The organism is Paracoccus sp. (in: a-proteobacteria) (assembly GCF_039808215.1).
Taxonomy (GTDB): Bacteria; Pseudomonadota; Alphaproteobacteria; order Rhodobacterales; family Rhodobacteraceae; genus Paracoccus.
On sequence record NZ_JBDHSP010000019.1, the window covers coordinates 32,304 to 57,206 of the forward strand.

At 69.0% G+C, this 24,903-nt stretch carries 27 protein-coding genes and 1 tRNA gene; 16 read left to right on the forward strand and 12 right to left on the reverse strand.

Annotation, left to right across the window (positions count from 1 at the left end; genetic code table 11):
* Positions 1-65: 65 nt before the first annotated feature.
* Entirely contained in the window at positions 66-1,190 is a 1,125-nt protein-coding gene (locus WMK75_RS08705; RefSeq protein WP_347267286.1) for a TRAP transporter substrate-binding protein, read from the reverse strand.
* A 242-nt stretch (positions 1,191-1,432) separates the two neighbouring features.
* Between WMK75_RS08705 and nrdR the strand changes: the two genes are divergently transcribed.
* Positions 1,433-1,897, forward strand: coding sequence for a transcriptional regulator NrdR (gene nrdR, locus WMK75_RS08710; RefSeq protein ID WP_347267287.1), 465 nt, complete (start codon positions 1,433-1,435; stop codon positions 1,895-1,897).
* The gene (ribD, locus tag WMK75_RS08715) at positions 1,894-2,904 is read left to right on the forward strand and encodes a bifunctional diaminohydroxyphosphoribosylaminopyrimidine deaminase/5-amino-6-(5-phosphoribosylamino)uracil reductase RibD (protein WP_347267288.1); all 1,011 of its coding nucleotides are present in this window, start codon (positions 1,894-1,896) and stop codon (positions 2,902-2,904) included. Before nrdR ends, ribD begins: the two co-directional genes overlap by 4 nt.
* A 9-nt stretch (positions 2,905-2,913) precedes the next feature.
* On the opposite strand, the gene WMK75_RS08720 is transcribed toward ribD, so the two are convergent.
* The 3 genes from WMK75_RS08720 to WMK75_RS08730 form a co-directional block, all read right to left on the reverse strand.
* Positions 2,914-4,920 carry a capsular polysaccharide biosynthesis protein gene (locus tag WMK75_RS08720; RefSeq protein WP_347267289.1) on the reverse strand — a complete coding sequence of 669 codons (2,007 nt, stop codon included), beginning with the start codon at positions 4,918-4,920 and terminating at the stop codon, positions 2,914-2,916.
* Between the two features lie 6 nt (positions 4,921-4,926).
* Entirely contained in the window at positions 4,927-6,042 is a 1,116-nt protein-coding gene (locus WMK75_RS08725; RefSeq protein ID WP_347267314.1) for a polysaccharide biosynthesis/export family protein, read from the reverse strand.
* 153 nt (positions 6,043-6,195) lie between these two features.
* Complete coding sequence (locus WMK75_RS08730) at positions 6,196-7,608, reverse strand: capsule biosynthesis protein CapA (protein ID WP_347267290.1); 1,413 nt, start codon at positions 7,606-7,608, stop codon at positions 6,196-6,198.
* Positions 7,609-7,782: 174 nt separating this feature from the next.
* Here WMK75_RS08730 and WMK75_RS08735 point away from each other — a divergent pair, with 174 nt between their 5' ends.
* The 6 genes from WMK75_RS08735 (at position 7,783) to WMK75_RS08760 (ending at position 11,731) form a co-directional block, all read left to right on the forward strand.
* The gene (locus WMK75_RS08735) at positions 7,783-8,376 is read left to right on the forward strand and encodes a riboflavin synthase (RefSeq protein ID WP_347267291.1); all 594 of its coding nucleotides are present in this window, start codon (positions 7,783-7,785) and stop codon (positions 8,374-8,376) included.
* Between the two features lie 123 nt (positions 8,377-8,499).
* Positions 8,500-9,618: a 3,4-dihydroxy-2-butanone-4-phosphate synthase gene (gene ribB, locus WMK75_RS08740; RefSeq protein ID WP_347267292.1), complete on the forward strand. Its 1,119-nt coding sequence runs from the start codon at positions 8,500-8,502 to the stop codon at positions 9,616-9,618.
* 4 nt (positions 9,619-9,622) lie between these two features.
* Positions 9,623-10,129, forward strand: a complete 507-nt coding sequence (locus WMK75_RS08745) for a 6,7-dimethyl-8-ribityllumazine synthase (RefSeq protein WP_347267293.1) — start codon at positions 9,623-9,625, stop codon at positions 10,127-10,129.
* Positions 10,126-10,620: a transcription antitermination factor NusB gene (gene nusB / locus WMK75_RS08750; RefSeq protein ID WP_347267294.1), complete on the forward strand. Its 495-nt coding sequence runs from the start codon at positions 10,126-10,128 to the stop codon at positions 10,618-10,620. The genes WMK75_RS08745 and nusB overlap by 4 nt, the downstream gene beginning before the upstream one ends.
* Before the next feature lie 78 nt (positions 10,621-10,698).
* Positions 10,699-11,001 carry a hypothetical protein gene (locus WMK75_RS08755; protein ID WP_347267295.1) on the forward strand — a complete coding sequence of 101 codons (303 nt, stop codon included), beginning with the start codon at positions 10,699-10,701 and terminating at the stop codon, positions 10,999-11,001.
* Positions 11,002-11,266: 265 nt separating this feature from the next.
* Complete coding sequence (locus WMK75_RS08760; RefSeq protein WP_347267296.1) at positions 11,267-11,731, forward strand: MmcB family DNA repair protein; 465 nt, start codon at positions 11,267-11,269, stop codon at positions 11,729-11,731.
* Here the strand turns inward: WMK75_RS08760 and WMK75_RS08765 are convergent.
* Positions 11,712-11,936, reverse strand: coding sequence for a DUF6324 family protein (locus WMK75_RS08765; protein WP_347267297.1), 225 nt, complete (start codon positions 11,934-11,936; stop codon positions 11,712-11,714). The two genes, WMK75_RS08760 and WMK75_RS08765, sit on opposite strands and share 20 nt — an antisense overlap.
* A gap of 114 nt (positions 11,937-12,050) precedes the next feature.
* On the opposite strand from WMK75_RS08765, the gene WMK75_RS08770 reads away from it, so the two are divergent.
* Positions 12,051-12,127, forward strand: a tRNA-His gene (locus WMK75_RS08770).
* 116 nt (positions 12,128-12,243) lie between these two features.
* Here WMK75_RS08770 and WMK75_RS08775 read toward each other — a convergent pair.
* From WMK75_RS08775 to WMK75_RS08800, 6 genes are all read right to left on the reverse strand, one after another.
* Positions 12,244-12,936 (reverse strand): ABC transporter ATP-binding protein, encoded by a 693-nt coding sequence (locus WMK75_RS08775; RefSeq protein WP_347267298.1) that lies wholly within the window; start codon positions 12,934-12,936, stop codon positions 12,244-12,246.
* A 1-nt stretch (position 12,937) separates the two neighbouring features.
* Positions 12,938-14,071 carry an ABC transporter permease gene (locus WMK75_RS08780; protein WP_347267299.1) on the reverse strand — a complete coding sequence of 378 codons (1,134 nt, stop codon included), beginning with the start codon at positions 14,069-14,071 and terminating at the stop codon, positions 12,938-12,940.
* Positions 14,068-14,706, reverse strand: coding sequence for a hypothetical protein (locus WMK75_RS08785; protein WP_347267300.1), 639 nt, complete (start codon positions 14,704-14,706; stop codon positions 14,068-14,070). The genes WMK75_RS08780 and WMK75_RS08785 overlap by 4 nt, the downstream gene beginning before the upstream one ends.
* Positions 14,707-14,709: 3 nt before the next feature.
* Positions 14,710-15,306, reverse strand: coding sequence for a TetR/AcrR family transcriptional regulator (locus WMK75_RS08790; RefSeq protein WP_347267301.1), 597 nt, complete (start codon positions 15,304-15,306; stop codon positions 14,710-14,712).
* Between the two features lie 78 nt (positions 15,307-15,384).
* The gene (locus WMK75_RS08795) at positions 15,385-16,548 is read right to left on the reverse strand and encodes a polyheme membrane-associated cytochrome C (protein ID WP_347267302.1); all 1,164 of its coding nucleotides are present in this window, start codon (positions 16,546-16,548) and stop codon (positions 15,385-15,387) included.
* A gap of 138 nt (positions 16,549-16,686) precedes the next feature.
* Positions 16,687-17,685: a MurR/RpiR family transcriptional regulator gene (locus WMK75_RS08800; RefSeq protein ID WP_347267303.1), complete on the reverse strand. Its 999-nt coding sequence runs from the start codon at positions 17,683-17,685 to the stop codon at positions 16,687-16,689.
* A gap of 191 nt (positions 17,686-17,876) precedes the next feature.
* Between WMK75_RS08800 and WMK75_RS08805 the strand changes: the two genes are divergently transcribed.
* The 7 genes from WMK75_RS08805 (at position 17,877) to WMK75_RS08835 (ending at position 23,911) form a co-directional block, all read left to right on the forward strand.
* Positions 17,877-19,217, forward strand: a complete 1,341-nt coding sequence (locus WMK75_RS08805) for an aspartate aminotransferase family protein (RefSeq protein WP_347267304.1) — start codon at positions 17,877-17,879, stop codon at positions 19,215-19,217.
* A 64-nt stretch (positions 19,218-19,281) separates the two neighbouring features.
* Complete coding sequence (locus tag WMK75_RS08810; protein ID WP_347267305.1) at positions 19,282-19,815, forward strand: carboxymuconolactone decarboxylase family protein; 534 nt, start codon at positions 19,282-19,284, stop codon at positions 19,813-19,815.
* A gap of 50 nt (positions 19,816-19,865) precedes the next feature.
* On the forward strand, positions 19,866-20,564 hold the full coding sequence (glnH, locus tag WMK75_RS08815; RefSeq protein ID WP_347267306.1) for a glutamine ABC transporter substrate-binding protein GlnH: 699 nt from the start codon (positions 19,866-19,868) through the stop codon (positions 20,562-20,564).
* A 76-nt stretch (positions 20,565-20,640) separates the two neighbouring features.
* On the forward strand, positions 20,641-21,297 hold the full coding sequence (gene glnP, locus WMK75_RS08820) for a glutamine ABC transporter permease GlnP (RefSeq protein ID WP_347267307.1): 657 nt from the start codon (positions 20,641-20,643) through the stop codon (positions 21,295-21,297).
* Positions 21,294-22,022 carry a glutamine ABC transporter ATP-binding protein GlnQ gene (glnQ, locus tag WMK75_RS08825; protein WP_347267308.1) on the forward strand — a complete coding sequence of 243 codons (729 nt, stop codon included), beginning with the start codon at positions 21,294-21,296 and terminating at the stop codon, positions 22,020-22,022. The genes glnP and glnQ overlap by 4 nt, the downstream gene beginning before the upstream one ends.
* On the forward strand, positions 22,012-23,031 hold the full coding sequence (locus tag WMK75_RS08830) for a C45 family peptidase (RefSeq protein WP_347267309.1): 1,020 nt from the start codon (positions 22,012-22,014) through the stop codon (positions 23,029-23,031). Before glnQ ends, WMK75_RS08830 begins: the two co-directional genes overlap by 11 nt.
* A complete protein-coding gene (locus tag WMK75_RS08835; protein WP_347267310.1) occupies positions 22,988-23,911 on the forward strand; it encodes a MurR/RpiR family transcriptional regulator in 924 nt (307 codons plus the stop codon). Before WMK75_RS08830 ends, WMK75_RS08835 begins: the two co-directional genes overlap by 44 nt.
* A gap of 139 nt (positions 23,912-24,050) precedes the next feature.
* Here the strand turns inward: WMK75_RS08835 and WMK75_RS08840 are convergent, their stop codons facing one another.
* Complete coding sequence (locus WMK75_RS08840) at positions 24,051-24,725, reverse strand: DUF2270 domain-containing protein (protein WP_347267311.1); 675 nt, start codon at positions 24,723-24,725, stop codon at positions 24,051-24,053.
* Between the last annotated feature and the right edge of the window lie 178 nt (positions 24,726-24,903).

The window sequence follows — 24,903 nt, forward strand, 5'->3', positions numbered from 1 at the left end:
CGGCAAGGGAATGGAAAAGGGCCGCCGCAAGCGATTGCGGCGGCCCGGTCTTGCTGGCGCGGCGCTCAGAGCGTGCCGTTGCGCTGCTGGATCATCATGAAGGTGTCGAAGGTATATTCGGCGGTCTGGTTGTAAAGATACCAGTCGTTGCGGGCCACCTTGATCGAATCCCAGATCTTCTTGAAGCCGGCGTTGTCCTTCTCGATCTCGGCATAGACCTCGTTCGAGGCCTTGAAACAGGCGTCGAGGATCTCGGCGCTGAAGGGACGCAGCTGCGCGCCCACCCCGACCAGTTCCTTCAGCGCGATCGGGTTCAGGTGGTCATAGCGCTGCAGCATGTCGGCATCTGTGGCGCGCGCAGCGGCGCGAAGGAGCGCCTTGTAATTCTCGGGCAGGCCCTCGAATTTCTCCTTGTTGAAGAAGAAATGCACCATTGGCCCGCCTTCCCACCAGCCGGGGTAATAGTAATAGGGCGCGACCTTGTAGAAGCCCAGCTTCAGGTCGTCATGCGGGCCGACCCATTCGGCGGCGTCGATCGTGCCCTTTTCCAGCGCCGGATAGACATCGCCGCCGGCGATCTGCTGCGGCACCGCGCCCAGGCGCTCCAGCACCTTGCCGGCAAAGCCGCCGACGCGGATCTTCAGCCCTTTGAGGTCCGCGACCGAATTGACCTCCTTGCGGAACCAGCCGCCCATCTGCGCGCCGGTATTGCCGCCGGGCAGGCCGTAGATGTTGTATTTGGCCAGGAATTCGTTATAGAGGTCAAAGCCCCCGCCGTGATAGGTCCAGGCGTTCATCGCCCGCGCCGACAGCGCGAAGGGCACGGCCGAGCCCAGCGCAAAGGTCGGATCCTTGCCCCAGCTGTAATAGCCCACGGTATGGGCGACCTCGACCGTGCCATCGGTCACCGCGTCCTGGGCCTGCAGGCCGGGCACGATCTCGCCGCCGGCAAAGACCTGGATCTGGAACTTGCCGCCGGTCGCCGCGGACACATAGTCGGCCATCACCTCGGCGCCGCGATAGATGGTGTCGAGCGATTTCGGAAAGGCCGAGGTCAGGCGCCATTTCACATCGGGCATGTCCTGGGCAATGGCGGGTGCGGCAAGGGCCGCGCCGGCGGCGGCGGTGGCGCCGCCGATCGTGGCGCGGGTCAGGAACCTGCGCCGGTCAAGCTGGTTGGAATCGTTCATGTCTTCCTCCGCGTGGATCGGCCTTCTGCTGGCAGCCGACTGCGGGAAATGTTGCATGGGTCCGCGCCCCTGTCGAGGGCGCAGCGCCGCGAATCCGCCGCTGCGAGGCGGCGCCCCGGGTGCCGCTGCGTCACCTGTGCACCGCAGGCGCCACGCCGATCTTGTGGCTGCAGCAACGGGCTACCCAAGCTGTCCGGGGTTTCCTATAGTGACTGCGGTCCAAGGCTTCAGGGGAACTAGGGATGCGCTGCCCGTTCTGCGGAAATGTCGATACCCAGGTCAAGGACTCGCGTCCGGCCGAGGATAACGTGGCGATCCGTCGCCGCCGCTTCTGTCCGGCCTGCGGCGGCCGCTTCACCACCTATGAACGCGTGCAGTTGCGCGATCTGGTGGTGGTGAAATCCAGCGGCCGGCGCGAGGATTTCGACCGCGCCAAGCTGGAACGCTCGATCCGCATCGCCATGCAGAAGCGCCCGATCGAGCCCGAGCGCATCGACCAGATGATCTCGGGCATCGTGCGGCGGCTGGAAAGCATGGGCGACACCGACATCCCCTCGAAGGTCATCGGCGAGATCGTCATGGAGACCCTGGCGCGTATCGACACCGTGTCCTATGTGCGCTTCGCCAGCGTCTACAAGAACTTCCAGGCGGCGGACGATTTCGACCGCTTCGTGGCCGAGCTGCGCCCCGGCGCCGCCGGAGAATGAGCGACGAGGCCCAGATGCGCCATGCGCTGGCGCTGGCGCGGCGCGGTCTGGGCAATTGCTGGCCCAATCCCGCCGTCGGCTGCGTGCTGGCGCGCGACGGGCGGGTGGTCGGGCGCGGCTGGACCCAGTCCGGCGGGCGCCCGCATGCCGAAACCATGGCCCTGGCGCAGGCGGGCGATGCAGCGCGCGGCGCCACCGCCTATGTCACGCTCGAGCCCTGCGCGCATCACGGCCGCACCCCGCCCTGTGCCGAGGCGCTGCTGCAGGCCGGCGTCAGCCGCGTGGTCAGCGCCCTGACCGATCCCGACCCGCGCGTGGCCGGGCGCGGCCATGCGCTGCTGCGCGCCGCCGGCGTCGCCCTGCGCGAGGGGGTCTGCGCCGACGAGGCGCGCGACTTGCAGCGCGGCTTCCTGACCCGGCAGGCGCTGGGCCGGCCGATGCTGACGCTGAAGCTGGCCAGCAGCTTCGACGGGCGCATCGCCACCGGTTCCGGCGAAAGCCAGTGGATCACCGGCGAGGCGGCGCGCCGGCATGTGCATGCGCTGCGCCTTGGCCATGATGCGGTCATGGTCGGCGGCGGCACCGCGCGCGCCGATCGCCCGGCGCTGAACGTGCGCGGCTTTGGTGCGGTGCGCCAGCCGGTGCGCATCGTGCTGTCGGCGGGCGATCTTCCCGAACTGCCGCCCGAGGGTCCGGCTTATGGCCCGCTGTGGCAGCTTTCCGGCCCGCCCGAGGCGATCATGCGCGAGTTGGGCCAGCGCGGGTTGACCCGCGTGCTGTGCGAGGGCGGCGGTCTGCTGGCCGCCAGCCTGCTGCGCGCCGGCCTGGTCGATCAGCTTGTGGGCTTTACCGCCGGGATCGTGCTGGGCGCCGAGGGCCTGGCCGGCATCGGCCCGCTGGGCCTGCGGCATCTTGGCGACGCGCCGGGCTTTCGGCTGGTCGAGACCCGGCGCATCGGCAATGACCTGATGCACCGCTGGCTGCGCGATCCCGCGCCCGGGACCTGAGGTGCCGGCTCAGCCGCGGGGACGCCACAGCCAGGCATGGGTGCTGAGCAGCCCCTGCGCCTTGGCCAGCAGCCGGATCGCCGGCCCGGCGCCGCCGGAGAATTGCGGATCCGCCAGCCGTTGCAGCGCCACCTCGGGCGGGCAGGGCAGGCGCGTGACCGGGTCGAAATAGCGCGGATAGGCGATCAGCGCAGCATGGACCAGCATCGCCAGATCGGCCTGCGTTCGCCGCCGCGCGGGAACGGGGCCCAGATCGCGCGTCAGACCCCAGCCGGCATAGAAGGGCGCGCCAAGCGTGGTCACCGGGATGCCGCGCAGCAGGCCCTCGAAACCCATGGTCGAGGTGATGGTCCAGATCTCGTCGATCCCGGCCAGCAGTTGCGCCGCGCCGGAGCCGCGCGCGGTGACATCGGCCAGCAGCGCCAGCTCGGCTTCGGGGATCCGGCCGGGGCGCAGCCCGGCCTCGACATCGGGATGGGGCTTGTAGATCAGCACCGCCCCGGGGTTTTCGGCCCGCACGCGGGCCAGCAGCGCGCGGTTGCTGCGCTCGGCCCCGGCGCCCAGCAGCACCGAGGCGTCGTCCTCGACCTGGCCGGGCACGAGGATGCGGTGCCCGGCCGGCAGCGGCGGCGGCGGCCCGGCAAGATTGTATTTCGTCACCCCCTGCGTCACCAGCGCCCGCGCCATATCCAGGGCGCGCGCCCGGCCGCCGGGGGGCAGCGGCTGCGCCATCAGCCGCTCGAACCGGCTTTCCCGGCCGGGGTCGTAATAGATGCCAAGATCGTCGGCGACCAGCGACAGCGGCGGCACCAGCGCCGCCCCCAGCCCGCGTGAGCGCAGGAAGCCGTCCTCGATACGCAGGGCGCCGGGCGGGGCGTCGCAGCGGTTGGCCCAGGCCATGGTCACCCGCGGCGAGGGCCGGTCGGCAAAGCGCATGCCGGACCCGCTGCCAAAGAACCGCGACAGGGTGGTGCGTTTCCACAGCCGGATGCCCAGGGCCAGATGCCCGGCGCGGTCCTGGCGCCAGGCGCGGGCCTCGGCCTCGATCTGGCGCAGCGCCCCCTCGAAATCGGTCAGGCAGTCGCGGCAGGGGTCGTACCAGACCGGGGCGCGCAGATGGCTGGCGGCGAACAGCGCCTCGATCGGCGCGGGGCGGCGGCGGGCAAAGCCGTGCCGGTCGTCAGAAAGCCCCCAGCCAGCATAGAAGGGGCGGCCAAAGACGCGCGGGCGGTGGCCGGCCAGCATCGCCTCATAGCCCAGTTGCGAGGACATGGCATAGACGCGCCCGGCCGCCGCCAGCAGCGCCCAGGGCGGCACCGGCTGGTCGCAGAAGACCTCGCCCGGCAGGAGGTCCGCGCGGGTGAAATGGCCGTGGCGCAACCCGGCGCTGGTCTCGGGATGTGCGCGGATCACCAGCGGCAGGCCGGGGTTCTCGGCGCGCGCCGCCGCCAGCATCTGCAGGAACTCGGCCCGTCCGGCGCCCAGCAGCGAGGCGTCGCCCCGCGTCTGGTCGATCACCAGCACATGGCCCGGGGGCGGCAGCGGCGTGCCGGGCAGATGGGCGTTGTATTTCGACAGCCCGGCGGCGATGAGCCGCGCCATGCCCTCGCGCGCGGCGCCCTGCATGTCGGCGCCCTGGCCGTCCAGCACCAGCCTCTCGATCAGCGAGGGGGCCGCGGGGTCGAAATGCAGCCCGACCGGGTCGATCAGCAGGCCGATCGGGCCGCGCCGCGCGACCCTGCCCCTGCCGCGGCCGGGCAGGACCGAGCGCAGGAAGGTGTCCTCGACATGCAGCAGGCTGGCGCCGCACCGGGCGGCCAGCGCCCTGCCGCGCCAGGCGGTCGGGCTGTCGCCCCAGACGCCGACCCAGTCCCCGGCGCCGGGCAGGCCGACGCGCGGCGACCACCCCGCCAGCGTCAGGATGCGGCGCAGGCGCGGCGCGGTGAAAAAGCCGGCGTTGCAAACGAAAAGCCGCCGGGGATCGTCCCCGGCGGCACTGGCATTCTTGGCCGTCATGCCCAACTAGCGGAAGGCGCTGTCGGCGGCTCCGATTTGGGTGACCGGCGACAGGATCGCGTTGAGTGTCTTTTGCCACTGCACGAAGGGCGCCTCGGTGACATAGACGGTGTCCTCGTCGCGGATCACGAAATCGCGGGCCAGGAACAGCCCATCGGGCTTGGTCAGGTCCAGCACATAGGCGACGCGCTGGTTGCCGTAGATGTCGTTGCGGCCCAGCACGCCGCGGGCGACCTCTTGGGGTTCGTCGCGCAGGATGAACACGCCCTTGGGGTCGGCCAGGGTCGTCGAAAGCCCGCCCACCATGGCCACCGCCTCGATGGCGTCGATCTGCTCGTTGCCCAGCGGCACCTTGGTCTGGCCGCCCAGCGCGCCGAGGGCGGTGAAGCTGCGCTGGTCCTCCTCGACCAGGATCACGTCGCCGGGGCGCAGCGCGATGTCGTTGCGGGCGTTCGAATAGAGATCGCGCAGCCAGACCTTGCCCGAGGAATTGCCGCGCTTGACCGTGACCACCGCCACCTCGGGTTCGATGGCGACGCCGCCGGCCTTGGAGAGCATGGCCGAAAGCGTGCGCGTCGGACGCTCGATCGGGAAGACGCCCTGGGCGCCGACCTTGCCGAGCACCGAGACCGTGGCGCCGTCGCCGGCCACCCGCGTCACCATGACCTGCGGATCGGGGGTCTGGGTTTCAAGCTTCTGGGTGATGATGCGGCGCAGCTCGTCGGGACTGTTGCCCGCCGCCTTGATGCGCCCGGCATAGGGCACGAAGATATAGCCTTGGCTGTCCACCTGCAACTGGGTGAGCTGGGTCGAGCTTTGCCCGAGCGAGGCCAGCAGCCCGTCATCGACGTTCTCCCAGATCGACAGGCCAAGGACATCGCCCGGCCGGACCTCGTCGGCGCCGACCTGGCCGGCGGCGCGGAAATCCGCCGAGAAACCGTAGGCGGGCGAGAAATTCGCCGCGCGGTTCACCCGGTCGTCGACATGCACGATATGCGAACTGCCACCCTTTTCAACCGAACCCGCGGCGATCTGCCCCTTGGTCGGGCCCGAGCGCGGCAAGCCGCAGGCCGAAACCACGAGTGCCACACCCAAAATGGCCGCCCGCGCCGCCCGCGTCATGCGCGGACGGGGACTTGCCACCCCGGGTTGAACGGGCGAATAAATCTGCTGGATCAAACTATTACTCCTGTCCACTCGTGCGATTCCCGGATCGTCGACCGTGATGGCGGCAGGTTAGCCCAGCCTGTCCGGGTTTTCCATGGTTTCGGCGGTTCATTCCTCTGCGGGGGCCATCTGTTGCCGGAAGGTGCCACGCCCGGCAAACAGCGCCTGATAGGGGTCCTCGGGCGCCAGCATCATGTCCACGACGATGCGCAGCGCATGCGCGCGCGAATGCGCGGCATAGAACCCGCCCGGCACCTGGCTGCTTTCCAGCAGGAAATCGCGGTAGCGGCGATAGGAGGCGGCCTGCGGCGGCTGCGGATCGGCGAGGAATTCGCCCAGGTTTTGTTCCGAGACGAGGCCGGGCTTGCAAAACACCGCCCGGCCCATGGCCTTGACCGGCAGGCCGCGCCACAGCGCCTGCTGCGCCGAGGTCGAGTTCACCGTCACCGCCGCGCGCGCCTGCGCCAAGAGCCGCGCCAGCTTGCCGCCGCGCACGAAATGCACCCGCTCCTCGATGCCCAGTTCCCGGGCCTGGGACAGGATCGCCGCATGGATGCCGCCGCGGCCATCCTCAAGCGGGTGGGCCTTGAAGACGATGCGGTGATGGCGCGGCGCCGATTGCGCAAAACCGGCCAGCACCTCGTCGGTGAAATCCGACATCCGCGCATAGGGCGAATGCGCGACGAAGTTCGAATCGTGCTCGAGCTGCATCAGCACCAGCACATAGGGAAAGCCGCCGCGGCGCACCGCCCGGGTCTCGCGCATGCGCGCGACCGCGTCGAAGGGCGTGCGCAGCAGCCGGCGCAGGTTCAGCACGAATTCATCGAACACGCCGATCTGGCGGTGGGTGCGGTAGCCCGGATAGCGCCGGTTCGCCGCCAGCACGAAGAAGTGATAGAGCGCGCCGTAGAACTTGTGCTGGCGCATGTCGCCCCAGCGCGCCGGCGGGCGCCGGATCTCGCCCGGGCGCTGGCGCAGGGCGTTGCGCATGTCGCGCAGGGGAATGCGCATCAGCGCCGAATTGCCGTTCGAGCCGCCGCGTTCATAGGTGATCCAGAACGGGCGCAAATAGCCTTCCTCGAACACATGCAGCACCAGGCCGTGCTGCTGCGCCGCCGCCTGGGCCGCGGCATGGACCGGGCGGACATCGCCGTAAAGCACGATGTCGGTCACGTCCTTTTCTGCGATGATGCGCGCCAGATGCGCGGGCCAGTCCTCGGGCGCGGCGCTGTGGCGGATGAGGCGGGCGCGGTCGGACCAGAAGAATTCGTCGCCGGCGTTGAAGCCGACGCGCCAGACCTGCGCGCCCGCGTCGCGCAGCAGCGCGCCGACGCGGTCGAAGAACGGCCCGTGCGGCCCCTGCAAGAGCAAAAACACCCGCCGGGCGGCAGGAAGCGCCGCGGTCGTGGCGACGGCGTTCAGCGTGACGCCGCCGGGGATGGGCGGGGTCTGGCGCGGGTCATGGCCGGCCGGGGCGGGAATGGGGCGCAGTCCGATCATCGCGGGTCGTCTGTCGTTCATCTGACATTCAGGCATCTGACATTCAGGTGCCATGCCGGAATCGCATCATTTCCTGCCGCTGTCACGCCCTTTCCCGGCTTTTGCTTAACGCAATCCTGACCGATCCGCCGCCTTGCTTGAAGAAACCGGCGCCAGGCTCTAAGTCTCGCACGGCGGAAATGTCTGGGGGCGGCAATGTTTACGGGGATCATCACCGATATCGGCACGATCTTGCGCATCGAGATGCGTGGCGACCTGCGGGCGCGGATCGGCTGCGACTATGACATGGCGGGGGTCGAGCTGGGCGCCTCGATCGCCTGCGACGGCATCTGCCTGACGGTGGTGGACAAGGGCGCGGACTGGTTCGATGTCGATGTCTCGGCCGAGACCGTCTCGAAGACCAATATCGGCGCCAATGGCTGGGCGGCCGGACGGCGGCTGAACCTCGAGCGCGCGCTGCGCGTGGGTGACGAGCTGGGCGGGCATATCGTCTCGGGCCATGTCGACGGCACGGCGCTGATCGAGACCCTGCAGCCCCAGGGCGACAGCACCCGCGTCACCTTTCGCGCCCCCGCGGCGCTGGCGCGGTTCATCGCGCCGAAAGGGTCGGTGGCGCTGAACGGCACCTCGCTGACGGTGAACGAGGTCGCGGGCGATCTGTTCGGGGTGAACCTGATCCCGCATACCCAGGCCGTCACCACCTGGGGCGAGGCCAGGGAAGGCGACCGCGTCAACCTCGAGATCGATACGCTGGCGCGCTATGTCGCGCGCCTGGCCGAGGCGGGCTGATGCCGGCGGGGCTTGCGCGCCGGCGCCCGGCAGTGCAGATGGCCGGCAGGACCGGCACGGGACGGAACAGGCCAGGGGCGGCGCAGGTCGCACCCGGCGCGCATAACCATGCGGGAGCGGCGGATGCAGTATGAAGAACCGGGACCGGTCGAGCGCGACTGGTCGGATGCGATTTCCACGATCGAGGAGATCATCGAGGAGGCCCGCAACGGCCGGATGTTCGTGCTGGTCGATCACGAGGACCGCGAGAACGAGGGCGATCTGGTGATCCCGGCGCAGATGGCGACGCCGGATGCGATCAATTTCATGGCCATGCACGGTCGCGGGCTGATCTGCCTGTCGCTGCCGGCGGCGCGCGTCGATGCGCTGGGCCTGCCGCTGATGAGCCCGAAGAACTCCAGCCGGCACGAGACCGCCTTCACCATGTCGATCGAGGCGCGCGAGGGTGTGACCACCGGCATCTCGGCCCATGACCGCGCGCGCACCGTGGCGGTGGCCATCGACCCGACCAAGGGCGCCGCCGACATCGCCACCCCGGGCCATGTCTTTCCGCTGCGCGCCCGCGACGGCGGCGTGCTGGTGCGCGCCGGCCATACCGAGGCGGCGGTGGACATCTCGCGCCTTGCCGGGCTGAACCCGGCCGGGGTGATCTGCGAGATCATGAACGAGGACGGCACCATGGCGCGGCTGCCCGACCTGGTGGCCTTTGCGCAAAAGCACGGGTTGAAGATCGGCACGATCAGCGACCTGATCGCCTATCGCCGCCGCCACGACAACCTGATCGCCGAACGCGGTCAGCGCCCGGTGACATCGGCGCATGGCGGCGACTGGATGATGCGGATTTTTGCCGACGAGACCTCGGGGGCCGAGCATATCGTGCTGACCAAGGGCGACCTGACCGCGCCCGGCCCGGTCACGGTGCGCATGCATGTGCTGGACCCGCTGCACGATGTGCTGGGCATCGGCCGCGAGGATGCGGGCACGCTGGGCGCGGCCATGCGCATCATCGCCGGCGAGGGCCGCGGCGTCGTGGTGCTGTTTCGCGATCTGGAACAGCGCCTGCCGCGCCAGGGCGAGATCTCGGGGCATGTGCTGCGCCAATACGGGCTGGGGGCGCAGATCCTGTCCTCGCTGGGCCTGTCGGAGCTGGTGCTTCTGACGAATTCGGCGCCGGTCAAGGTGGTCGGGCTTGACGCCTACGGGCTTTCGATCCATTCCACCCGTCCGATTCCCAAAGGGTGACGCCATGGCCGCCAGCATCGAACATTACCAGTTGCCGCTGCCGCGGGTGGCGGGCGCGCGCCTGCTGATCGTGGTCGCCCCCTATTACCGCCAGATCGCCGATCAGCTGGTGGCGGGGGCGCGCGCGGTCACTGCCGCCGCCGGGGCCGGCGCCGATCTGGTCGAGGTTCCGGGCGCGCTCGAGGTGCCGACGGCGATCGGCTTGGCGGCCTCGCGCGGGCTTTACGACGGCTATGTGGCGCTCGGTTGCGTCATCCGGGGCGAGACGACGCATTACGACACCGTCTGCAACGACAGTTCGCGCGGCATCACCCTGCTGGGGCTGCAGGGCCATTGCATCGGCAACGGCATCCTGACGGTCGAGAATTACGCACAGGCCGAGGTGCGCGCCGAGGCCGCGGGCCAGAACAAGGGCGGCGGCGCGGCGGCGGCGGCGCTGCACCTGATCGCGCTGCGGCGCGGCTGGGACGCGGCGGCGGCCGGCAAGCCGGAAGGACACAAGGGCGCATGAGCAGCAAGCGCGACACCCCGCAACCTGGCCGCGAGGAACGCCAGGCCCGCGCCGCTGCGGCCCGGCTTTACGCCGTGCAGGCGCTGTTCCAGATGGAAGCCGCCGGTCAATCCGCCGACCGCGTGCAGCGCGAATTCCTGCACTGGCGCATTGGCCGCGAGGGCGAGGACGCCGACATGGTCTCGGCCGAGGCCGATGACGCGCTGTTCACCCGCATCGTCGACGACGCGGTGACCTGGCAGGGCCGGATCGACCAGATGACCGACCGGGCGCTGGTGGCGAAATGGCCGATCCAACGCATCGACCCGGTGCTGCGGGCGCTGTTTCGCGCCGCGGGGGCCGAGTTGGTCACCCCCCGGACTCCGCCCAGGGTGGTGATCGCGGAATATGTCCGCATCTCGCAGGCCTTCTTCGCCGAGGGCCGCGAGTCGAAATTCGTCAATGCCGTGCTCGACCACATGGCGCGCGAGGCCCGGCCCGACGCCTTCTGAGGCGCGGAATTTCGGGCTTCGGTTTTGTGCCGCCCGGGGTTACACTGGCGCCACGCATCCGCATCCGGAAAAGACATCATGCCGCAGCTTGTCCGGCTTTACCTGTTCAGCACTGTCATCGGCCTGGCGCTGGGGCTGGTCTTTACCGCGCTGCTGCTGGTCCTGGACGTGGCCGGGCTGTGGCATCTGGTCAGCGCGACCCGTGGCGGCTGGATCGCCGTGTTCATGCTGGCGTTCTTTCACGCGGTGCTGTTTTCGGGCGTGCAATTCGCCATCCGCATCATGCTGATGGCCCAGCGCGACACCCCCGCCGGCGGCAAGCGCCAGCGCATCCGCCTGCATCTGTCGGCCCGCGCCGAAGCCGCGGCACGGCGCCGCTGACGCGCAACTGAGGGGCAGGGGGCGGCGGGAACCGCAGCAACCGTGGCAGCGCTAGTTTCCCCGAAAGCCTGGAGGTCCAGGTGGGAGCCAGATAACGGGACCGGGGCCCCGACAGAGCCAGCCCCCTCGGTGAAATTATAGGCCAGTGGAAAAAGAGGCCACACACGCGAAGAGCAGAAACCCGCCAGTCAGGAAAGATAGGGCAGCGCCCGCCCCGCTGCAAGGGTCGCTTGCCAGACGTTTCCCTTTCGTTCATGGTCACGGCATGGAAGTGCGACCGCCATCCGATGCCCTGCGGCCGGGCCAGTTGCTGGCGCGCGGCGTGGCCCGGATGCTGGCCGGCCTCGGCCATGCGACGCTGGCCGAGTTCGTGCCCCGGGCCGGGCTGCGCGTCGACCTGATCTCGGTCGCCGCCGATGGCGAGATCTGGGTGGTGGAATGCAAGAGCAGCCGCGCCGACTTTCTTTCGGACCGCAAGTGGCAGGGCTATCTGGAATTCTGCGACCGTTTCCTCTGGGCGGTGGCCGCGGATTTTCCCGAGGAGCTGCTGCCCGCCGGCGCCGGGCTGATCCGCGCCGACGCCTGGGGGGCCGAGCTGATGCGCATGGGCCCGCGGACCCGGCTGGCCGGCGCGCGGCGCAGCCGGCTGACCCGCGACATCGCCCGCACCGCGGCGGCGCGGCTTTGGGCGCTTGGCGATCCGCTGGGGGTCAGCGGCGCGGCTTCCTGATGCCCCTGTCGCCGCCGATCGGGCCGCTGTTGCGCGCGGCTTCGGCGGCGGCCAGCAGTTCCTCGGCGATTTCCTCGGCTTCCTCGGGGTCGAAATCCAGCGGCAGATCGACGCCTTCGGCCTCGACATAGATGCGGACCATGCCCTGATCCGTCGGTCCGATCTGCAGATTCGCGGCGATGTCGCTTTGGCTGTTGATGCTCATGCAGGCTCTCCTGTCGGCGGGCGTGGGTCGGGTGTTTTTTGCATAGCGCGCATGGGAAAAACCGGCAAGTCGGGCTTGTGCGCCGGCGCGGCTGGCGTTAGATACCACGCCAGTGCCGCCTTAGCTCAGTTGGTTAGAGCGCTAGATTGTGGATCTAGAGGTCCCCCGTTCGAGCCGGGGAGGCGGTACCATCCCATCCTCATGGCGCGAGGGATCGTGCTGCGGCAAAGGCGTCGGATCGCCTGCCGAGTCCCGGTCAGTCAGGTCCTGGCGCAAGCCCCGCCCTGCCGCCCGCATGGCTTTGGGGTCAGGCGTCGGCAAGGCGGCCGTCGCGCAGATGGATCAGGCGGTCGAAACGGTCGAAGATCTTCTCGTCATGGGTGACGGTGACGATGCAGGCTTCCTGCTCGACGGCAAGCTTGCGCAACAGGTCCATCACCAGCCCGGCGCGGGCGCCGTCCAGCGCCGCGGTGGGTTCGTCCGCCAGGATGATGCGTGGCCGGTTGGCGAGCGCGCGGGCGATGGCCACGCGCTGCGCCTCGCCGCCCGAGAGTAGCGCCGGCTTGACCGCAGCGCGGTGGCCGACCTCCAGATAGTCCAGCAATTCGCGCGCCCGCGCCCGGCCCTTGCCCTGCGGCCAGCCGGCCAGATCCGGCACGAGGGCGACGTTTTCCTGCGCTGTCAGGAAAGGCAGCAGGTTATGCGCCTGAAAGATGAAGCCGATCTTGTCCAGCCGCAGCCGCCGCAGGTCGCGGCGCAGCCATCTGCCGTCAAAGACTGCCTCGCCCTCCAGCGCCACCCGCCCCGCCGAGGGCGCAAGGATGCAGCCGATGATGTTGAGAAGCGTGGTCTTGCCCGAGCCGGAGGGGCCAAGCAGCGCGATGACCTCGCCGGCGTGCACGCTCAGGTCGATCTCGCGCAGGGCATCGACGCGGGTCGGCCCCTCGCCGAAATGCCTGGCCACGCCCGAGACTTCGATGAGCAGATCGCCCGTCGCCATGTCAGCTTCCCAAGGCGGTCGCCGGATCGACCCGCATCGCCGCCCGCACGCCAAGCGCCGAGGCAAGCAGGCAGACCACGGCGACAATCCCGGCCAGCACCATGACGTTGAACGGCTCCAGCACCACGCGGCGGGGGAAATAATCCTTCACCGTCAGGATCAGCGCCAGCCCGATCCCCCAGCCCGCGGCGCCGAGGATCAACGCCTGCTGCACGATCAGCCCGATGATGGTCCGGTCAGGCGCGCCGATCAGCTTCAAGGTGGCGATCTGTTTCAGCTTTTCCATGGTCATCGTGTAGATGATCAGGGCGATCACCACGGCGCTGACGGAAAGCAGGATGCCAAGGAACAGCCCGATCTGGCGCCGCGCCTTGTCCACCACCGAGGCCAGCAGCAACTCCTCCTGTTCGCCCTGGGTCATCGCGGCGAGGTGCTTCCACTGGCGCACGGTCGCGGTCAGCAGTTCCACATCCGCCCCCGGCGCCATGCGGGCGATGACGGCGGCGACCGAGGCCGACTTGACCGAAACTGCCCCGCGCGCCGCCTGCACCCGCTGCGCGGCGGGGTCAAGCTCGGTCTGCAGCGCCATCGCGTCAGAGAGCGTCACATGCACCGCTGGATCGCCGCCCGAATTCATCGCCCCCTCGACCAGCCCGACGACGGTAAAGCGGTTGCGGCCAAGCCGGATGGTCTCGCCGGGCTGAAGGCCGGTCTTGCGGTCGGCGACCAGTTCGAAATGGCTGGCGCCGATGCCGCGCCCCTCGGCGATGGTCTGCGGCCCGCCCGGACGCCCCGGTTCCGAGCCGATGACGTAAAGCCGCAAGGTGCGCCCGCCATGCGCGGCCTCGATATTCTGGTAATTGACCGCGCCGGCCTCGGTGACGCCGGGCATGCGCGCCACCGCGTCGCGGGTGTCAGTGGGAATGCTGGAGGCTTCGGCGAAGGGGCCCTTGGTGCCAGCCTCGACCACCCAGACATCGGCAGCCGGAGCCTTCACCACCGCCAGCGCATCCGAGACGAGGCCGTTATAGATGCCGATCATCGCCAGCACGACGGTCATCAGCAGCCCCAGCCCGAGGCAGGTCAGCACGAAGCGAAACAACCCGTGGCGAATGTCCCTCAGCGCAAGGTTCATGGTCCGGCCCCGATGCGCGCCCGCCGTCCCTCGGCCGCGCCTTTCGGCACCCTGGCCACGATCGCGGCGCCGTCCGGCAAGCCGCCCGTGACTTCGACCCGGCCGCGGTCGTCGCGGGCGCCGAAGGTCAGGTCGGCGCGGGCAAGCCGGCCCTCCGCAAGCGTCCAGACCGTGCCGCGATGCCCGTCAAAGCCGGTGATCGCCAGTTCCGGCACCATCAGCGCCTGCGCGCGCGTCCCGGTCAGGATGCGCACTTCGGCCTGTTCGCCAAGGAACATCTCGGTCGGGCAGTCGGCGCAGGCCAACCAGACGCGGCGCTCCTCGTTCACGCGGTCGCTTTCCAGACCGATGCGGGCGACGCGCGCCTCCTGCTCGGCCGCGTGCAGGCTGGCAAGTTCCTGGCCCTTGCCCACGCGGTCCCCGGCATCCGCGGCCAGCCCGGTCAGCGCCGCGCCCACCTCGAAGCCCACGCGGCTGAGGATGCGCGCCTCGACCGTGCCCAACCCGTAGATTCGTAAGGCCACGTCCGCTTCGGGCTGAACGACCGCGACCGTCAGCGGGCGCTCGGTCAGGAACAGGAAGGCGGTGCCGGCCAGCACCGCCAGAAACGCCACGGAGAGCCAGATGCGCCGCATCGCCTAGTCCCCTTTCGCCGCCAGCAGCCGCAATTGCACGTCATAAGGCCGCAACCCTTCGCCCGGCAGGTCGAAATCGCGCGCGCCCAGCGCCCAGCGGATCGCCACCCCCTGCACCAGCGCCGCCAGCAGCACCGCCGCATCGGCCGACGCGACATCGCCGCGCAAAAGCCCGGCCTGCTGCCCGGCGCCGACCTCGCGCGCCAGCAGGGCGCGAAACGCCGTCAGCCGGTCGTGGAACGCCGCGCGCAGGTCCGGGTCGCTCACATTCAACTCGCGCGAGAAAAGCAGCATCGGCAGCGCCGGCGTGGCGTTGATCTGGCCAAATTGCGCCGCAATCAGCGCCCGCAGCCGGGCAAGCGGGTCGCCGCTGTCGCCCAGGGCCTTGTCCCAGGCCGCGTCCATCGCCTCGGCCACATGCCCGGCCACCGCCTGCCAAAGCGCGGCCTTGCTCGGGAAATGCCGAAACAGCGCCGCCTGGGTCAGCCCGATCACCGCGGCCACCGCCCCGGTCGTCACCCGGTCCGGCCCGATCCTGTCGGCAAGGTCGAGAACCGTCTCGATGATCTCGGCCTTGCGCAGGTCGGCGGGTTTGCGCATCGGCTGGTTCATCAGTTAGTGATTGGTCACCAACTTATACGCCGCCCCGGGGCTTGCGTCAAACGCCGGCGATACGGCTCAGGGCCGGGTCAGCCCCTCGACATTGGCCTGCGACAGGTCGGCCAGCGAATCATGCAGCAATTGCAGGACATAGGGCGCGTTATGGGCATAGGCGCCGGGATCCTCGGCCGCGAACTGATAGTTGTAGGCCGCCTTCAGCAGCCGCGGCGTCCAGGCGGCGAACTTGTTGGGCATCGTGGCCTCGCTGTCGCCGATGCTGCCGTCGCCATCCGTGTCGTTGAAGAAATAGGGAAAGCGCGGCGCATAGCCGAAGGGATTTCCTGCCACGTCGCGGGAATAGGCCTGCATCCTTTGCAGCAGCCGGCCATGCAGGCTGGCGATCTCGGCGGCGATGCCCTCGGTCACGTTGCCATTGCCGTCGAAATCGACCGGGCTCTTGCGGATCAGGCGCAGGGAATCGCGGTCGGTGACGCCCTGATGGCAGGCGGCGCAGGGCTCGGTCTGCGGCGCGACGGTGTGCAAATCGTGGCAGGTGGTGCAGCGGTTGAAGGGCGCGGCATGGCGGCGCTGCGAGGCATAGGCGCGGCCCGGATACTGATAGCCGCCGCCGGCCAGCATGCCCATCAGGGTCGCCCCGGCCTGGCGGTAGTGGATGTTGATGAATTCCAGCGCCGGATCGACGGCATCCTCGTCGCGCCCGGCCACGGCGCGATCGACGCTGGCGCCCGATTCGCGGCCCTGATGGCAGGTCATGCAGCGCGCCTCGGCGCCCAAGCCCTCGACGCGCAGGCCCGATGGGAAGGTGACGCCGCTCATCTGCCGGGTGGTCGGGTTGTGGCAGGTCGTGCAGCCGATCAGCGAGCCGGTGGGCGCGGGCCGGTCCACCACGCCCGCGGCGCTGCCATCGGCGCCGATATAGTCCAGAAAGCCCGGCGCCGAGTGACAACGGGCGCAGGTCTTGGGGATCTCGCCCTCGGCGTTCCAGTTGTTGAAGGCCGGCGCGTCCGCCTTTGCGTGTGGCGAGGCCAGCCAGTCATGCAGGAAGGGCACGCGATCGGCAGGGACCATCATATCCGCCGGCGCGCCCTGGGCGCTATCGGGCGGCCGGGCTGGCGGCGGGGTCTGGGCGGATGCAGGCAGGACGGTCAGGGCGGTCAGGCACAGCGCTGCCGCCAGATTGGCCACTGCCTTGCACCAGTTGGTGCTGGGTAGGTGGGTCATGTCGCAACTCTTTGTCAGCCCGGCAGGGCGATCCGCCACGGGGTGGCAAGGCTGCCTGCGCGACGGCGCTGCGGGGCAGGGGCAAGATATATCAAGCCTAGCTGCGTGCCGGCGATTCGGACAATTCGCCCGGTCTGGTCACTTTGTCGCAGGCGGTGTGCCGCGGGTTTGCGGGTCATGCCGCCGAATGCGCCGAGGGGACTTGCCATCAGCTGATGCCGCGCGATCTGACCGGTCGGATACGCCCGGGTCCGGGGTTGCGGCCGGCGGGCGGCGGTCGGGGGCGGCGCAATAGGTGTTCAGCCCCAGCAGATGATGATCGGCCTTTTGCAGCGCCGCAAGCGCCGCCTCGCGGTCGCGGCTCGCCAGCAGGCCGCAAAGCGCCTCGGATACCGCCAGCGCCGGCGCGAGAGTGTGAAAGAAGGTCGGGCTTTCCGTCGGGCAAAGGATGACCGCATCGGCAAGGGCGTTCAGCGGCGAGAGCTCGCTGTCGGTGATCGCGACGATGCCCATGGCCTTTGCGCGCGCCAGCCGGGCCAGTTCCAGGCTGTGCCGGGCATAGGGGCTGATCGAGATGGCCAGCAGCACATCGTCCTTGCCGGCGTGCATCAGCCCGTCGCCCGCCGTGCCGGCAGGCCCGTCGAGATGCTCGGTCCGCTCGCCCAGCAGCGTCATCACATAGTGAAAATGCCAGGCTACCAGATGGCATGAGCGCAGGCCCAGCACATAGATCCGCCGCGCCCGCGCCAGCCGTTCGGCTGCAGCCTTGAGCCGGGCGATCGAGTCCGGCTCGCCCAGCCGGGTGATCTGCAGGGAAAGGTTGCGCAGCATCTGCTGCGCCAGCCCCTCGTCGCTGGCGGTTGCCCGTTCCTGCTGGGCGGCAAAGCCCTCGACCCGCAGCCGGATCGCCTGGGCGTGATGGGCGCGAATTTCCTCGTAGCCCGCCAGGCCAAGAGATTTCGCCAGTCGCGTCATGGTCGAGGGCTGCACCCCGGCGCTGCGCGCCAGTTGCCGCATCGAGACCAGCGCCACCTCATCGGGATGCGCCAGGATATGGCGCGCCGCCTGCTGCAGTTGCGGCGCCATGCCATCCAGGGCGGCGACCAGCCGGGCACGCAGGGCATCCTGATGAGACATCCGTTTCAGACCTCTGGATCATGCGCAGCCAGGATCGGCAGATCACCCCGAAGATGCAATGGCCGGCGCAGCGGCACAAGTGTTTCATTCCGGCACGGAAGAAACAAATGTTGCACTTATAGCAATTTTATGGCACAAACGGATCGCAAGCGGGGGAAAATGATTCCCCTTCATCAGCGCGGGGCAAGCCAATGACCAGAATCCTCCACCGCTCGATCGCGGCGACGCTGCCCTATGCCGTCGGCGGGCAGGGCGTCCACATCCAGGACGCCGAAGGTCGCAGCTATATCGACGGCTCGGGCGGCGCCGCGGTCAGCTGTCTGGGGCATGGCAATGCCGAGGTGCTGGATGCGATGCGGGCGCAGATGGACCGCATCGCCTATGCGCATACGTCGTTTTTCACCACCGAGGCGGCCGAGGATCTGGCCACCCGGCTGGTGGATCTGGCGCCCGAGGGGCTGGATTATGTCTATCTGGTCTCGGGCGGGTCCGAGGCGGTCGAGGCGGCGCTGAAGATGGCGCGGCAGTATTTCGTCGAGATCGGCCAGCCGCAGCGGCGCCATATCATCGCCCGGCGGCAAAGCTATCACGGCAATACCATCGGCGCGCTGGCGACCGGCGGCAATGCCTGGCGGCGGGCGCAGTTCCAGCCGATCCTGCCGGAAACGCATCACGTCTCTCCGTGCTATGCCTATCGCGACCAGCGCCCGGACGAATCCGCCGACGACTATGCCCAGCGTCTGGCCGATGAACTGGACGCGAAGATCCGCGAACTGGGTGCCGATCAGGTCATCGCCTTCGTGGCCGAGCCGGTGGTCGGCGCGACCATGGGGGCGGTGCCCGCGGTGCCGGCCTATTTCCGCCGCATCCGCGAGGTCTGCGACCGCCATGGCGTACTGCTGATCCTCGACGAGGTGATGTGCGGCATGGGGCGGACGGGGTCGCTGTTCGCCTGCGCCGCCGAGGGGGTGCGCCCCGATCTGCTGACCATCGCCAAGGGTCTGGGCGGCGGCTATCAGCCCATCGGCGCGGTGATGCTGTCGGATGCGATCTATCAGGCCTTTGCGCAGGGCTCGGGCCTTTTTCAGCACGGCCATACCTATATCTGCCATCCGGTTGCCGCCGCTGCCGCCGGCAAGGTGGTCGAGATCCTCGCGCGCCCCGGGATGATGGAGCATGTCGTGGCGATGGGCGAGCGGCTGCAGGCCGGGCTGGAATTCGCCCTGGGTGCGTCGCCCTTCGTCGGTGACATCCGGGGGCGCGGCCTGTTTCGCGGCATCGAACTGGTCGCCGACCGCGACAGCAAGGAACCCTTCGACCCCGGCCTGCGCCTGCACGCCCGCATCAAGCGCGAGGCGATGGCGCGCGGCCTGATGTGCTATCCGATGGGCGGCACCATCGACGGGGTGCGCGGCGACCATGTGCTGCTGGCGCCGCCCTATATCATCGAACCCGCCGAGATCGACCAGATCACCGAACGCCTGGCCGGCGCCATCGTCGCCGCGACCGCGGGCCAGGTCCGTCACGCTTGACGGGCGGGATGGCCGGGCGGCGTTCAAAGCCCCTGCGACACATTTCCCCTGACCGGAGCCTGCCATGATCTCGCCCTGCCCACCGCTGTCCGACGCCGAATGGCCGCCCGGGATCGCCGATCTGCGGGACGGATTTGCCGGCGCGCTGAACGTCTATCGCACCATGGCGCATCACCCGGCGCTGCTGCGCGCCTGGGCGCCACTGCGTCAGCATGTGGTCAAGGACAGCGCGCTGGGGCAGGTCCGCTCGGAAATCGTGATCCTGCGGGCGGCGCATCGCATGGGCTCGGCCTATGAATGGGCGCATCATGTCAGCCGGGCGCGGGCGCTGGGCATGGATGACGCGCGCATCCTGTCCATGCGCGGCACGCCCGGGGGCGAGGACGGGCTGATCGCCCGGGCGGTGGACGAGCTGTTCGACCAGCGCCGGCTGAGCCCGGGTTTGGAGCAGGCGCTGGCCGGGGCGCTGGGCCGCGAGGCGGTCTTTGACCTGATCGCCACGGTCGGCTTCTATTCCGTGCTGGGCTATCTGCTGATGACCTATGACACGCCGCTGGATCCCGATGTCGCGGCGGAAATGGCGCGCAAGCCGCTCTGACCGGTCCGGGTTGCGGGCGGGCAGGGGGGCATGCCCGGAAAACCCGCCCTTTGCCTTGCGCCGCTGCCGCCTGGGCCGAGGATCTGATCGTTGCGACCGACACCGCCTTCGTGCCCTTCGAGTTCAAGGAGGGCGACAAATACGTCGGCTTCGACATCGACATGTGGGACGCCATCGCCAAGGATCTGGGCGTGAGCTATGAGCTGCGCCCGATGGATTTCGCCGGCATCATCCCGGCCCTGCAGACCAATCAGGTCGATGTGGCGCTGGCCGGCATCACCATCAAGCCCGAGCGCCAGCAGGCCATCGACTTCTCGGACGGATATTACGACAGCGGCCTGCTGCTGATGGTGCCCACCGACAGCGAGATCCAGGGCCCGGACGATCTGAAGGGCAAGACGCTGGCGGTCAAGACCGGCACCTCGTCCTCGGACTATGCCGAGGAGAATTTCAAGGAAACCACGCTGCGCAAGTTCCCCAATATCGACAACGCCTATCTGGAATTGCGCACCGGCGGCGTCGAGGCGGCGATGCATGACACGCCGAACGTGCTTTACTACATCAAGACCGCCGGCAACGGCCAGGTCAAGGCGGTGGGCGAACAGATGATGGGCCACCAATACGGCATCGGCTTTCCCAAGGGCAGCGAGCTGACCGCCAGGGTCAATGCCGCGCTGGCCAAGATGAAGGAAGACGGCCGCTACGACGCCATCTACGAGAAATGGTTCGGCACCAAGCCGGCGAAGTGATCCCCGGCTGAACGACTGCCGGCGCGGGCAAGTTGACCCGCGCCCTTCCCCTTTCCGAACCATCAGAGGATCGCCCGTGGAAATCGACTGGTCCATCATCCCCGGCATCATGCCGCAACTGCTTGCGGGTGCGCGGGTCACCATCTTCATCGCCCTGGTCGGGCTGATCGGCGGCACCCTTCTGGGCCTGATCGCCGGCTTGATGCGGGCCTATGGCGGGCCGGTGCTGAACGGGATCGCGCTGATCTATATCGAGCTGATCCGCGGCACGCCGATCGTGGTGCAGGTGATGTTTCTGTATTTCGCCATGCCGGTGCTGCTGGGCATCCGCATGGACCCGATGAGCGCCGCCTGCCTGGCGATCGTCGTGAACGCCGGCGCCTATATCGCCGAGATCGTGCGCGGCGCCTTCCTGTCGATCCCGCGCGGGCTGACCGAGGCGGGGTTGGCCATGGGCCTGCCACACTGGAAGGTGCTGACCCATATCGTCGGCCCTCTGGCCTTTCGCCGGCTGATCCCGCCCCTGGGCAACCAGTTCATCGTCTCGCTCAAGGACACCTCGCTTTTCATCGTCATCGGGGTGGGCGAGCTGACCCGCACCGGGCAAGAGATCATGGCTTCGAGCTTTCGCGCCGTGGAAACCTGGACCGCCGTCGCGGTGATCTATCTCGTCATGACCGGCGCGCTGTCGCTGGCCCTGCGGCTGCTTGAAAAACGCATGAGGATCCTGTGAGCATCATCGAATTCCGCCAGACCTCGAAGCATTTCGGCGATCTGAAGGTGCTGGACCAGGTCGATCTGTCCATCGACGCGGGCGAGGTCGTGGTGCTGATCGGGCCCTCTGGCTCGGGCAAGTCGACGCTCTTGCGCTGCATCAACGGGCTCGAGGAGATCTCGGGCGGCGATCTGATCGTCGATGGCATCTCGGTCACCGCCGGGGGGCGGCAATTGCGCCGCATCCGGCAGGAGGCCGGCATGGTGTTTCAGCAGTTCAACCTGTTTCCGCAGATGACCGCCTTGCAGAACGTGGCCTTCGGTCCGCGCAAGGTGCGCGGCGCCTCGCGTGCCGAGGCCGAGGCGCAGGCGATGGACCTGCTCGACAAGGTCGGCCTGAAGGAGCGGGCGCACCACCTGCCCTCGGCCCTGTCGGGCGGGCAGCAGCAGCGCGTGGCGATCGCCCGCGCCCTGGCCATCCGGCCCAAGGTGATGCTGTTCGATGAGCCGACCTCGGCGCTTGACCCCGAGCTGAAGCAGGAGGTGCTCTCGGTCATGCGCGCCGTGGCGCAAGAGGGCATGACCATGGTCGTCGTCACGCATGAGATGGGCTTTGCCCGCCAGGTCGGCACGCGGCTGATCTTCATGGAACATGGCAAGATCTCGGTGGACGGCGACCCGCGCGAGATGATCGCCAATCCACCCAACGACCGGCTGAAGGACTTTCTGCAACATGTCGAATGACCGCATGTACCACGATCTGGGCTGGCGGCGCGTCTCGGGCGCCCCGCGCGAGATGGGCCTTGCCATCGGGCAGGCGGGGCGCGAGGCGGTGCACCGCCACCTGATCGCGCATCCGCTTTGGGCCGAACTCACCTCGGCCCGCCACGCCGCCCGCGTGGCGCGCATGGCGCAGGCGACGCAGGCGCGGTTCCCGGCGATCTGGGCGGAAATCCAGGGGCTGGCGCTGGGCCTCGATCTGCCCGAGATGGCGGTCTTTGCCTGGAACTGCCGGGGCGACCTGCTGGCCTCGGTTCCCGACGGCTGCACCACGGTGATGGTGCCCGGCAAGAACCCGCTGCTGGCCCATAACGAGGACGGGCTGCCGTTCTTTCGCGGCGCCTGTTTCATCGCCGAGGCCGCGCCGCAGGACGGCCCGGGCTTTCACGCCTTCTGCTATCCAGGCTCGATCCCCGGCCATACCTTTGCCTTTACCGAGGCGGGGCTGGCGCAGACCGTCAACAACATGCGCCTGACCGGGGTCGAGGCCGAGATCCCGCGCATGGTCCTGGGCCGTGCGGTGCTGGGCACGGACACGCTGGATCAGGCGCTGGCGGTGCTGGCCGATGCGCCCTCGGGCGGCTTTCATTTCGCGCTGATGCATCGGCGCGACCCGCGCATCGTATCGGTCGAATTCGGCGGCGGTGAGCGGTCGGTGCGCGAGATCACCAGCGACACCGCGCATGCCAACCACGCGCTGCACCTGCCGCGCGGGCTGGCGGCGCAGATCATCACCCAATCCTCGGGCGACCGCCAGCTGCGCGGCGACGCGCTGGTGGCCCAGCGTGTCGCGCCGCTGGACATCCTGCGCGACGTGGCCCCCACCGGCCTGCCGATCCGGCGCGACACTTCGGATGATCCGGACGAGGAAAACACTCTGGGCACTGCCATTCTGGCGCTGGCCGAAGGCCGGCTGAACTGGAGCATCCATGACCGCGCCGACGGCGAACCGGCCTATTGCGGCACCGCCTGACACGCTGATCGGGCTGCGCGGCCTTGCGCTCGAGATCGCGCGCGGCAGCGCGCCGGTCTCGCTGGGCGCCAAGGCCGCTGCCGCGCTGTCGCAATTGCTCGAGATGGTGGGCGATCCGGCGCTTTTGTCGATCACCACCCTGGCCGAGGCGCTGCGGGTGAACCCCTCGACCCTGACCCGGCTGGCGCGGACGCTGGGCTATTCCGGCTTTCCGGCGTTGCAGCAGGTGCTGCTTTCGGCCTCGATGTCGGCGCCGGGGGCGTTCTATTCGCATCAGGCCCAGGCCGCCTTGCAGGGCGGCAGCTCGACCCGGGCGCGGGCGGCGCGGCTTTGCCACGAGAACCAGGCCAATATCGAGCGATTCCTGCAGCAGTTCGACGAGGCCGCCTTTGAAAAGGCAGTCGGCATGATCGCCACCGCGCCCCGCGTCGTGGTGCATGGCATCCGGCAGTTCCATTCGATCGCGGCGTTTCTGGTCTACGGGCTGCGGATGATCCGTTCGGACGTGATGCTGCTGGACGCGAACGGGCTTGGGCTGGCCGAGGGGCTGGCGCTGACCGGCCGCGGCGACGTGCTGATCGCGATGAGCTGCGCGCCCTATTCCGTGCAGGTGGTCAAGGTGGCCCGGGCGGCGGCGCAGATCGGCCTGGGCATCGTGGCGCTGACCGACCGCGCGGCCTCGCCGCTGGTCGATCCCTCCGGCGCCGCCGTCCTGGTGGGGCATGAATCAAGCTTTCTGTCCAACAGCATGGGTGCCTTCATGGTCGCCGCCGAATGCCTGATCAACGCCTGCGCCGCCGCCCGGCCCGAGGCGGCCCGCCAGGCCCTGAAACATCGCGACGAGATGATAGAGCGGCTGGAGATCGAGCGGCCCTGCTGAACCGACCCGCCCGCCCCTAGTCCAGCAAGCCTGCCCTTGCGTCTGCCTGGGCAAGACCCGTTGCCTGACTGGTTTCCGACCGCAATGACAGGGGCCGGACGGCTTTGCAGGCGTCGCGCTGCGCGATGGTCTGGCGCGGTCAGCCCATGCCCAGCGGATCGCGGCGGCTGCGGGCGCGCTTGCGGTCGCTGCGCATGCTCCACAATGCGACGAGGCCGAAACTGAGGCAGTAAAGCCCGCCGAGGGCCAGCACCAGCCAGCCGGGCAGCGGGCCGATGCGGGCGCGATCGAGCAGTTCGGCCGGGGTGGTCAGCGGCGCGGGATGCACGATCAGCTTGCCCAGATAGGATAGCGCCTGGATGAGCAGGATCCAGAAATAGCTGCGCCGTACCCGCCTGCCGATCGCCGTGGCCATGCTGACGTGATAGGCGGGCCGGCGGAAATCCTGTGCCAGGCGATCCTGCCAGCCCGGGTCGGCGGCAATGCGCCCCCCGGCCAGCAGCGGTGCGACGAAATTCAGCTCCAGCCAGCGGCAGCGGCCGCGCCAGACGTTGAAATAGCGATAGCGCCGCGCCTCGATCATCAGAAAGAAGATGATCAGGATGCCGACAAGCACCAGCGGCAGCGGCGAGGCCTGCGGCGAGGAATAGGTGATGGACAGCGCCACCCCCAGCGTCACCACCGCCCAGTTCGTGGTGGTGTCCAGCCGCGTCCGCCAGATGGTCGAGCGATAGATCTCGGCTCGATAAAGATGGGCCATGACCCCGAGTTCAGCCGGGTTGAAGGATGGCCGCCCGTCGCCTTGCTCGTCCATGGGTGGTTCCCCCTTGCGACCAGATTGGCAGGCGGCGGCGCGGCGGACAAGCCATTTGCGTCGCGGTCGGCGTGGATTCCTGCGGCGGGCCCAGGCAGCTTAGAGGAGGTGCCGGTTTCTGAGACAGGGGCATAAGGTGGATCGACCGATGAAAAGGACGATCCAGCATGAAGACACG

Coding starts and splice junctions, on each gene's coding strand:
- WMK75_RS08705 (WP_347267286.1), bottom strand. CDS start 1,190: ATGAACGATTCCAACCAGCTTGACCGGCGCAGGTTCCTGACCCGCGCC.
- nusB (WP_347267294.1), top strand. CDS start 10,126: ATGAGCAGCAAGCGCGACACCCCGCAACCTGGCCGCGAGGAACGCCAG.
- WMK75_RS08830 (WP_347267309.1), top strand. CDS start 22,012: ATGTCGAATGACCGCATGTACCACGATCTGGGCTGGCGGCGCGTCTCG.
- WMK75_RS08725 (WP_347267314.1), bottom strand. CDS start 6,042: ATGACGCGGGCGGCGCGGGCGGCCATTTTGGGTGTGGCACTCGTGGTT.
- WMK75_RS08765 (WP_347267297.1), bottom strand. CDS start 11,936: ATGAGCATCAACAGCCAAAGCGACATCGCCGCGAATCTGCAGATCGGA.
- WMK75_RS08780 (WP_347267299.1), bottom strand. CDS start 14,071: ATGAACCTTGCGCTGAGGGACATTCGCCACGGGTTGTTTCGCTTCGTG.
- WMK75_RS08745 (WP_347267293.1), top strand. CDS start 9,623: ATGGCCGCCAGCATCGAACATTACCAGTTGCCGCTGCCGCGGGTGGCG.
- WMK75_RS08790 (WP_347267301.1), bottom strand. CDS start 15,306: ATGCGCAAACCCGCCGACCTGCGCAAGGCCGAGATCATCGAGACGGTT.
- WMK75_RS08810 (WP_347267305.1), top strand. CDS start 19,282: ATGATCTCGCCCTGCCCACCGCTGTCCGACGCCGAATGGCCGCCCGGG.
- WMK75_RS08755 (WP_347267295.1), top strand. CDS start 10,699: ATGCCGCAGCTTGTCCGGCTTTACCTGTTCAGCACTGTCATCGGCCTG.
- ribB (WP_347267292.1), top strand. CDS start 8,500: ATGCAGTATGAAGAACCGGGACCGGTCGAGCGCGACTGGTCGGATGCG.
- WMK75_RS08805 (WP_347267304.1), top strand. CDS start 17,877: ATGACCAGAATCCTCCACCGCTCGATCGCGGCGACGCTGCCCTATGCC.
- WMK75_RS08730 (WP_347267290.1), bottom strand. CDS start 7,608: ATGAACGACAGACGACCCGCGATGATCGGACTGCGCCCCATTCCCGCC.
- nrdR (WP_347267287.1), top strand. CDS start 1,433: ATGCGCTGCCCGTTCTGCGGAAATGTCGATACCCAGGTCAAGGACTCG.
- WMK75_RS08760 (WP_347267296.1), top strand. CDS start 11,267: ATGGAAGTGCGACCGCCATCCGATGCCCTGCGGCCGGGCCAGTTGCTG.
- WMK75_RS08735 (WP_347267291.1), top strand. CDS start 7,783: ATGTTTACGGGGATCATCACCGATATCGGCACGATCTTGCGCATCGAG.
- ribD (WP_347267288.1), top strand. CDS start 1,894: ATGAGCGACGAGGCCCAGATGCGCCATGCGCTGGCGCTGGCGCGGCGC.
- WMK75_RS08720 (WP_347267289.1), bottom strand. CDS start 4,920: ATGACGGCCAAGAATGCCAGTGCCGCCGGGGACGATCCCCGGCGGCTT.
- WMK75_RS08835 (WP_347267310.1), top strand. CDS start 22,988: ATGACCGCGCCGACGGCGAACCGGCCTATTGCGGCACCGCCTGACACG.
- WMK75_RS08785 (WP_347267300.1), bottom strand. CDS start 14,706: ATGCGGCGCATCTGGCTCTCCGTGGCGTTTCTGGCGGTGCTGGCCGGC.
- WMK75_RS08800 (WP_347267303.1), bottom strand. CDS start 17,685: ATGTCTCATCAGGATGCCCTGCGTGCCCGGCTGGTCGCCGCCCTGGAT.
- WMK75_RS08840 (WP_347267311.1), bottom strand. CDS start 24,725: ATGGACGAGCAAGGCGACGGGCGGCCATCCTTCAACCCGGCTGAACTC.
- WMK75_RS08775 (WP_347267298.1), bottom strand. CDS start 12,936: ATGGCGACGGGCGATCTGCTCATCGAAGTCTCGGGCGTGGCCAGGCAT.
- WMK75_RS08795 (WP_347267302.1), bottom strand. CDS start 16,548: ATGACCCACCTACCCAGCACCAACTGGTGCAAGGCAGTGGCCAATCTG.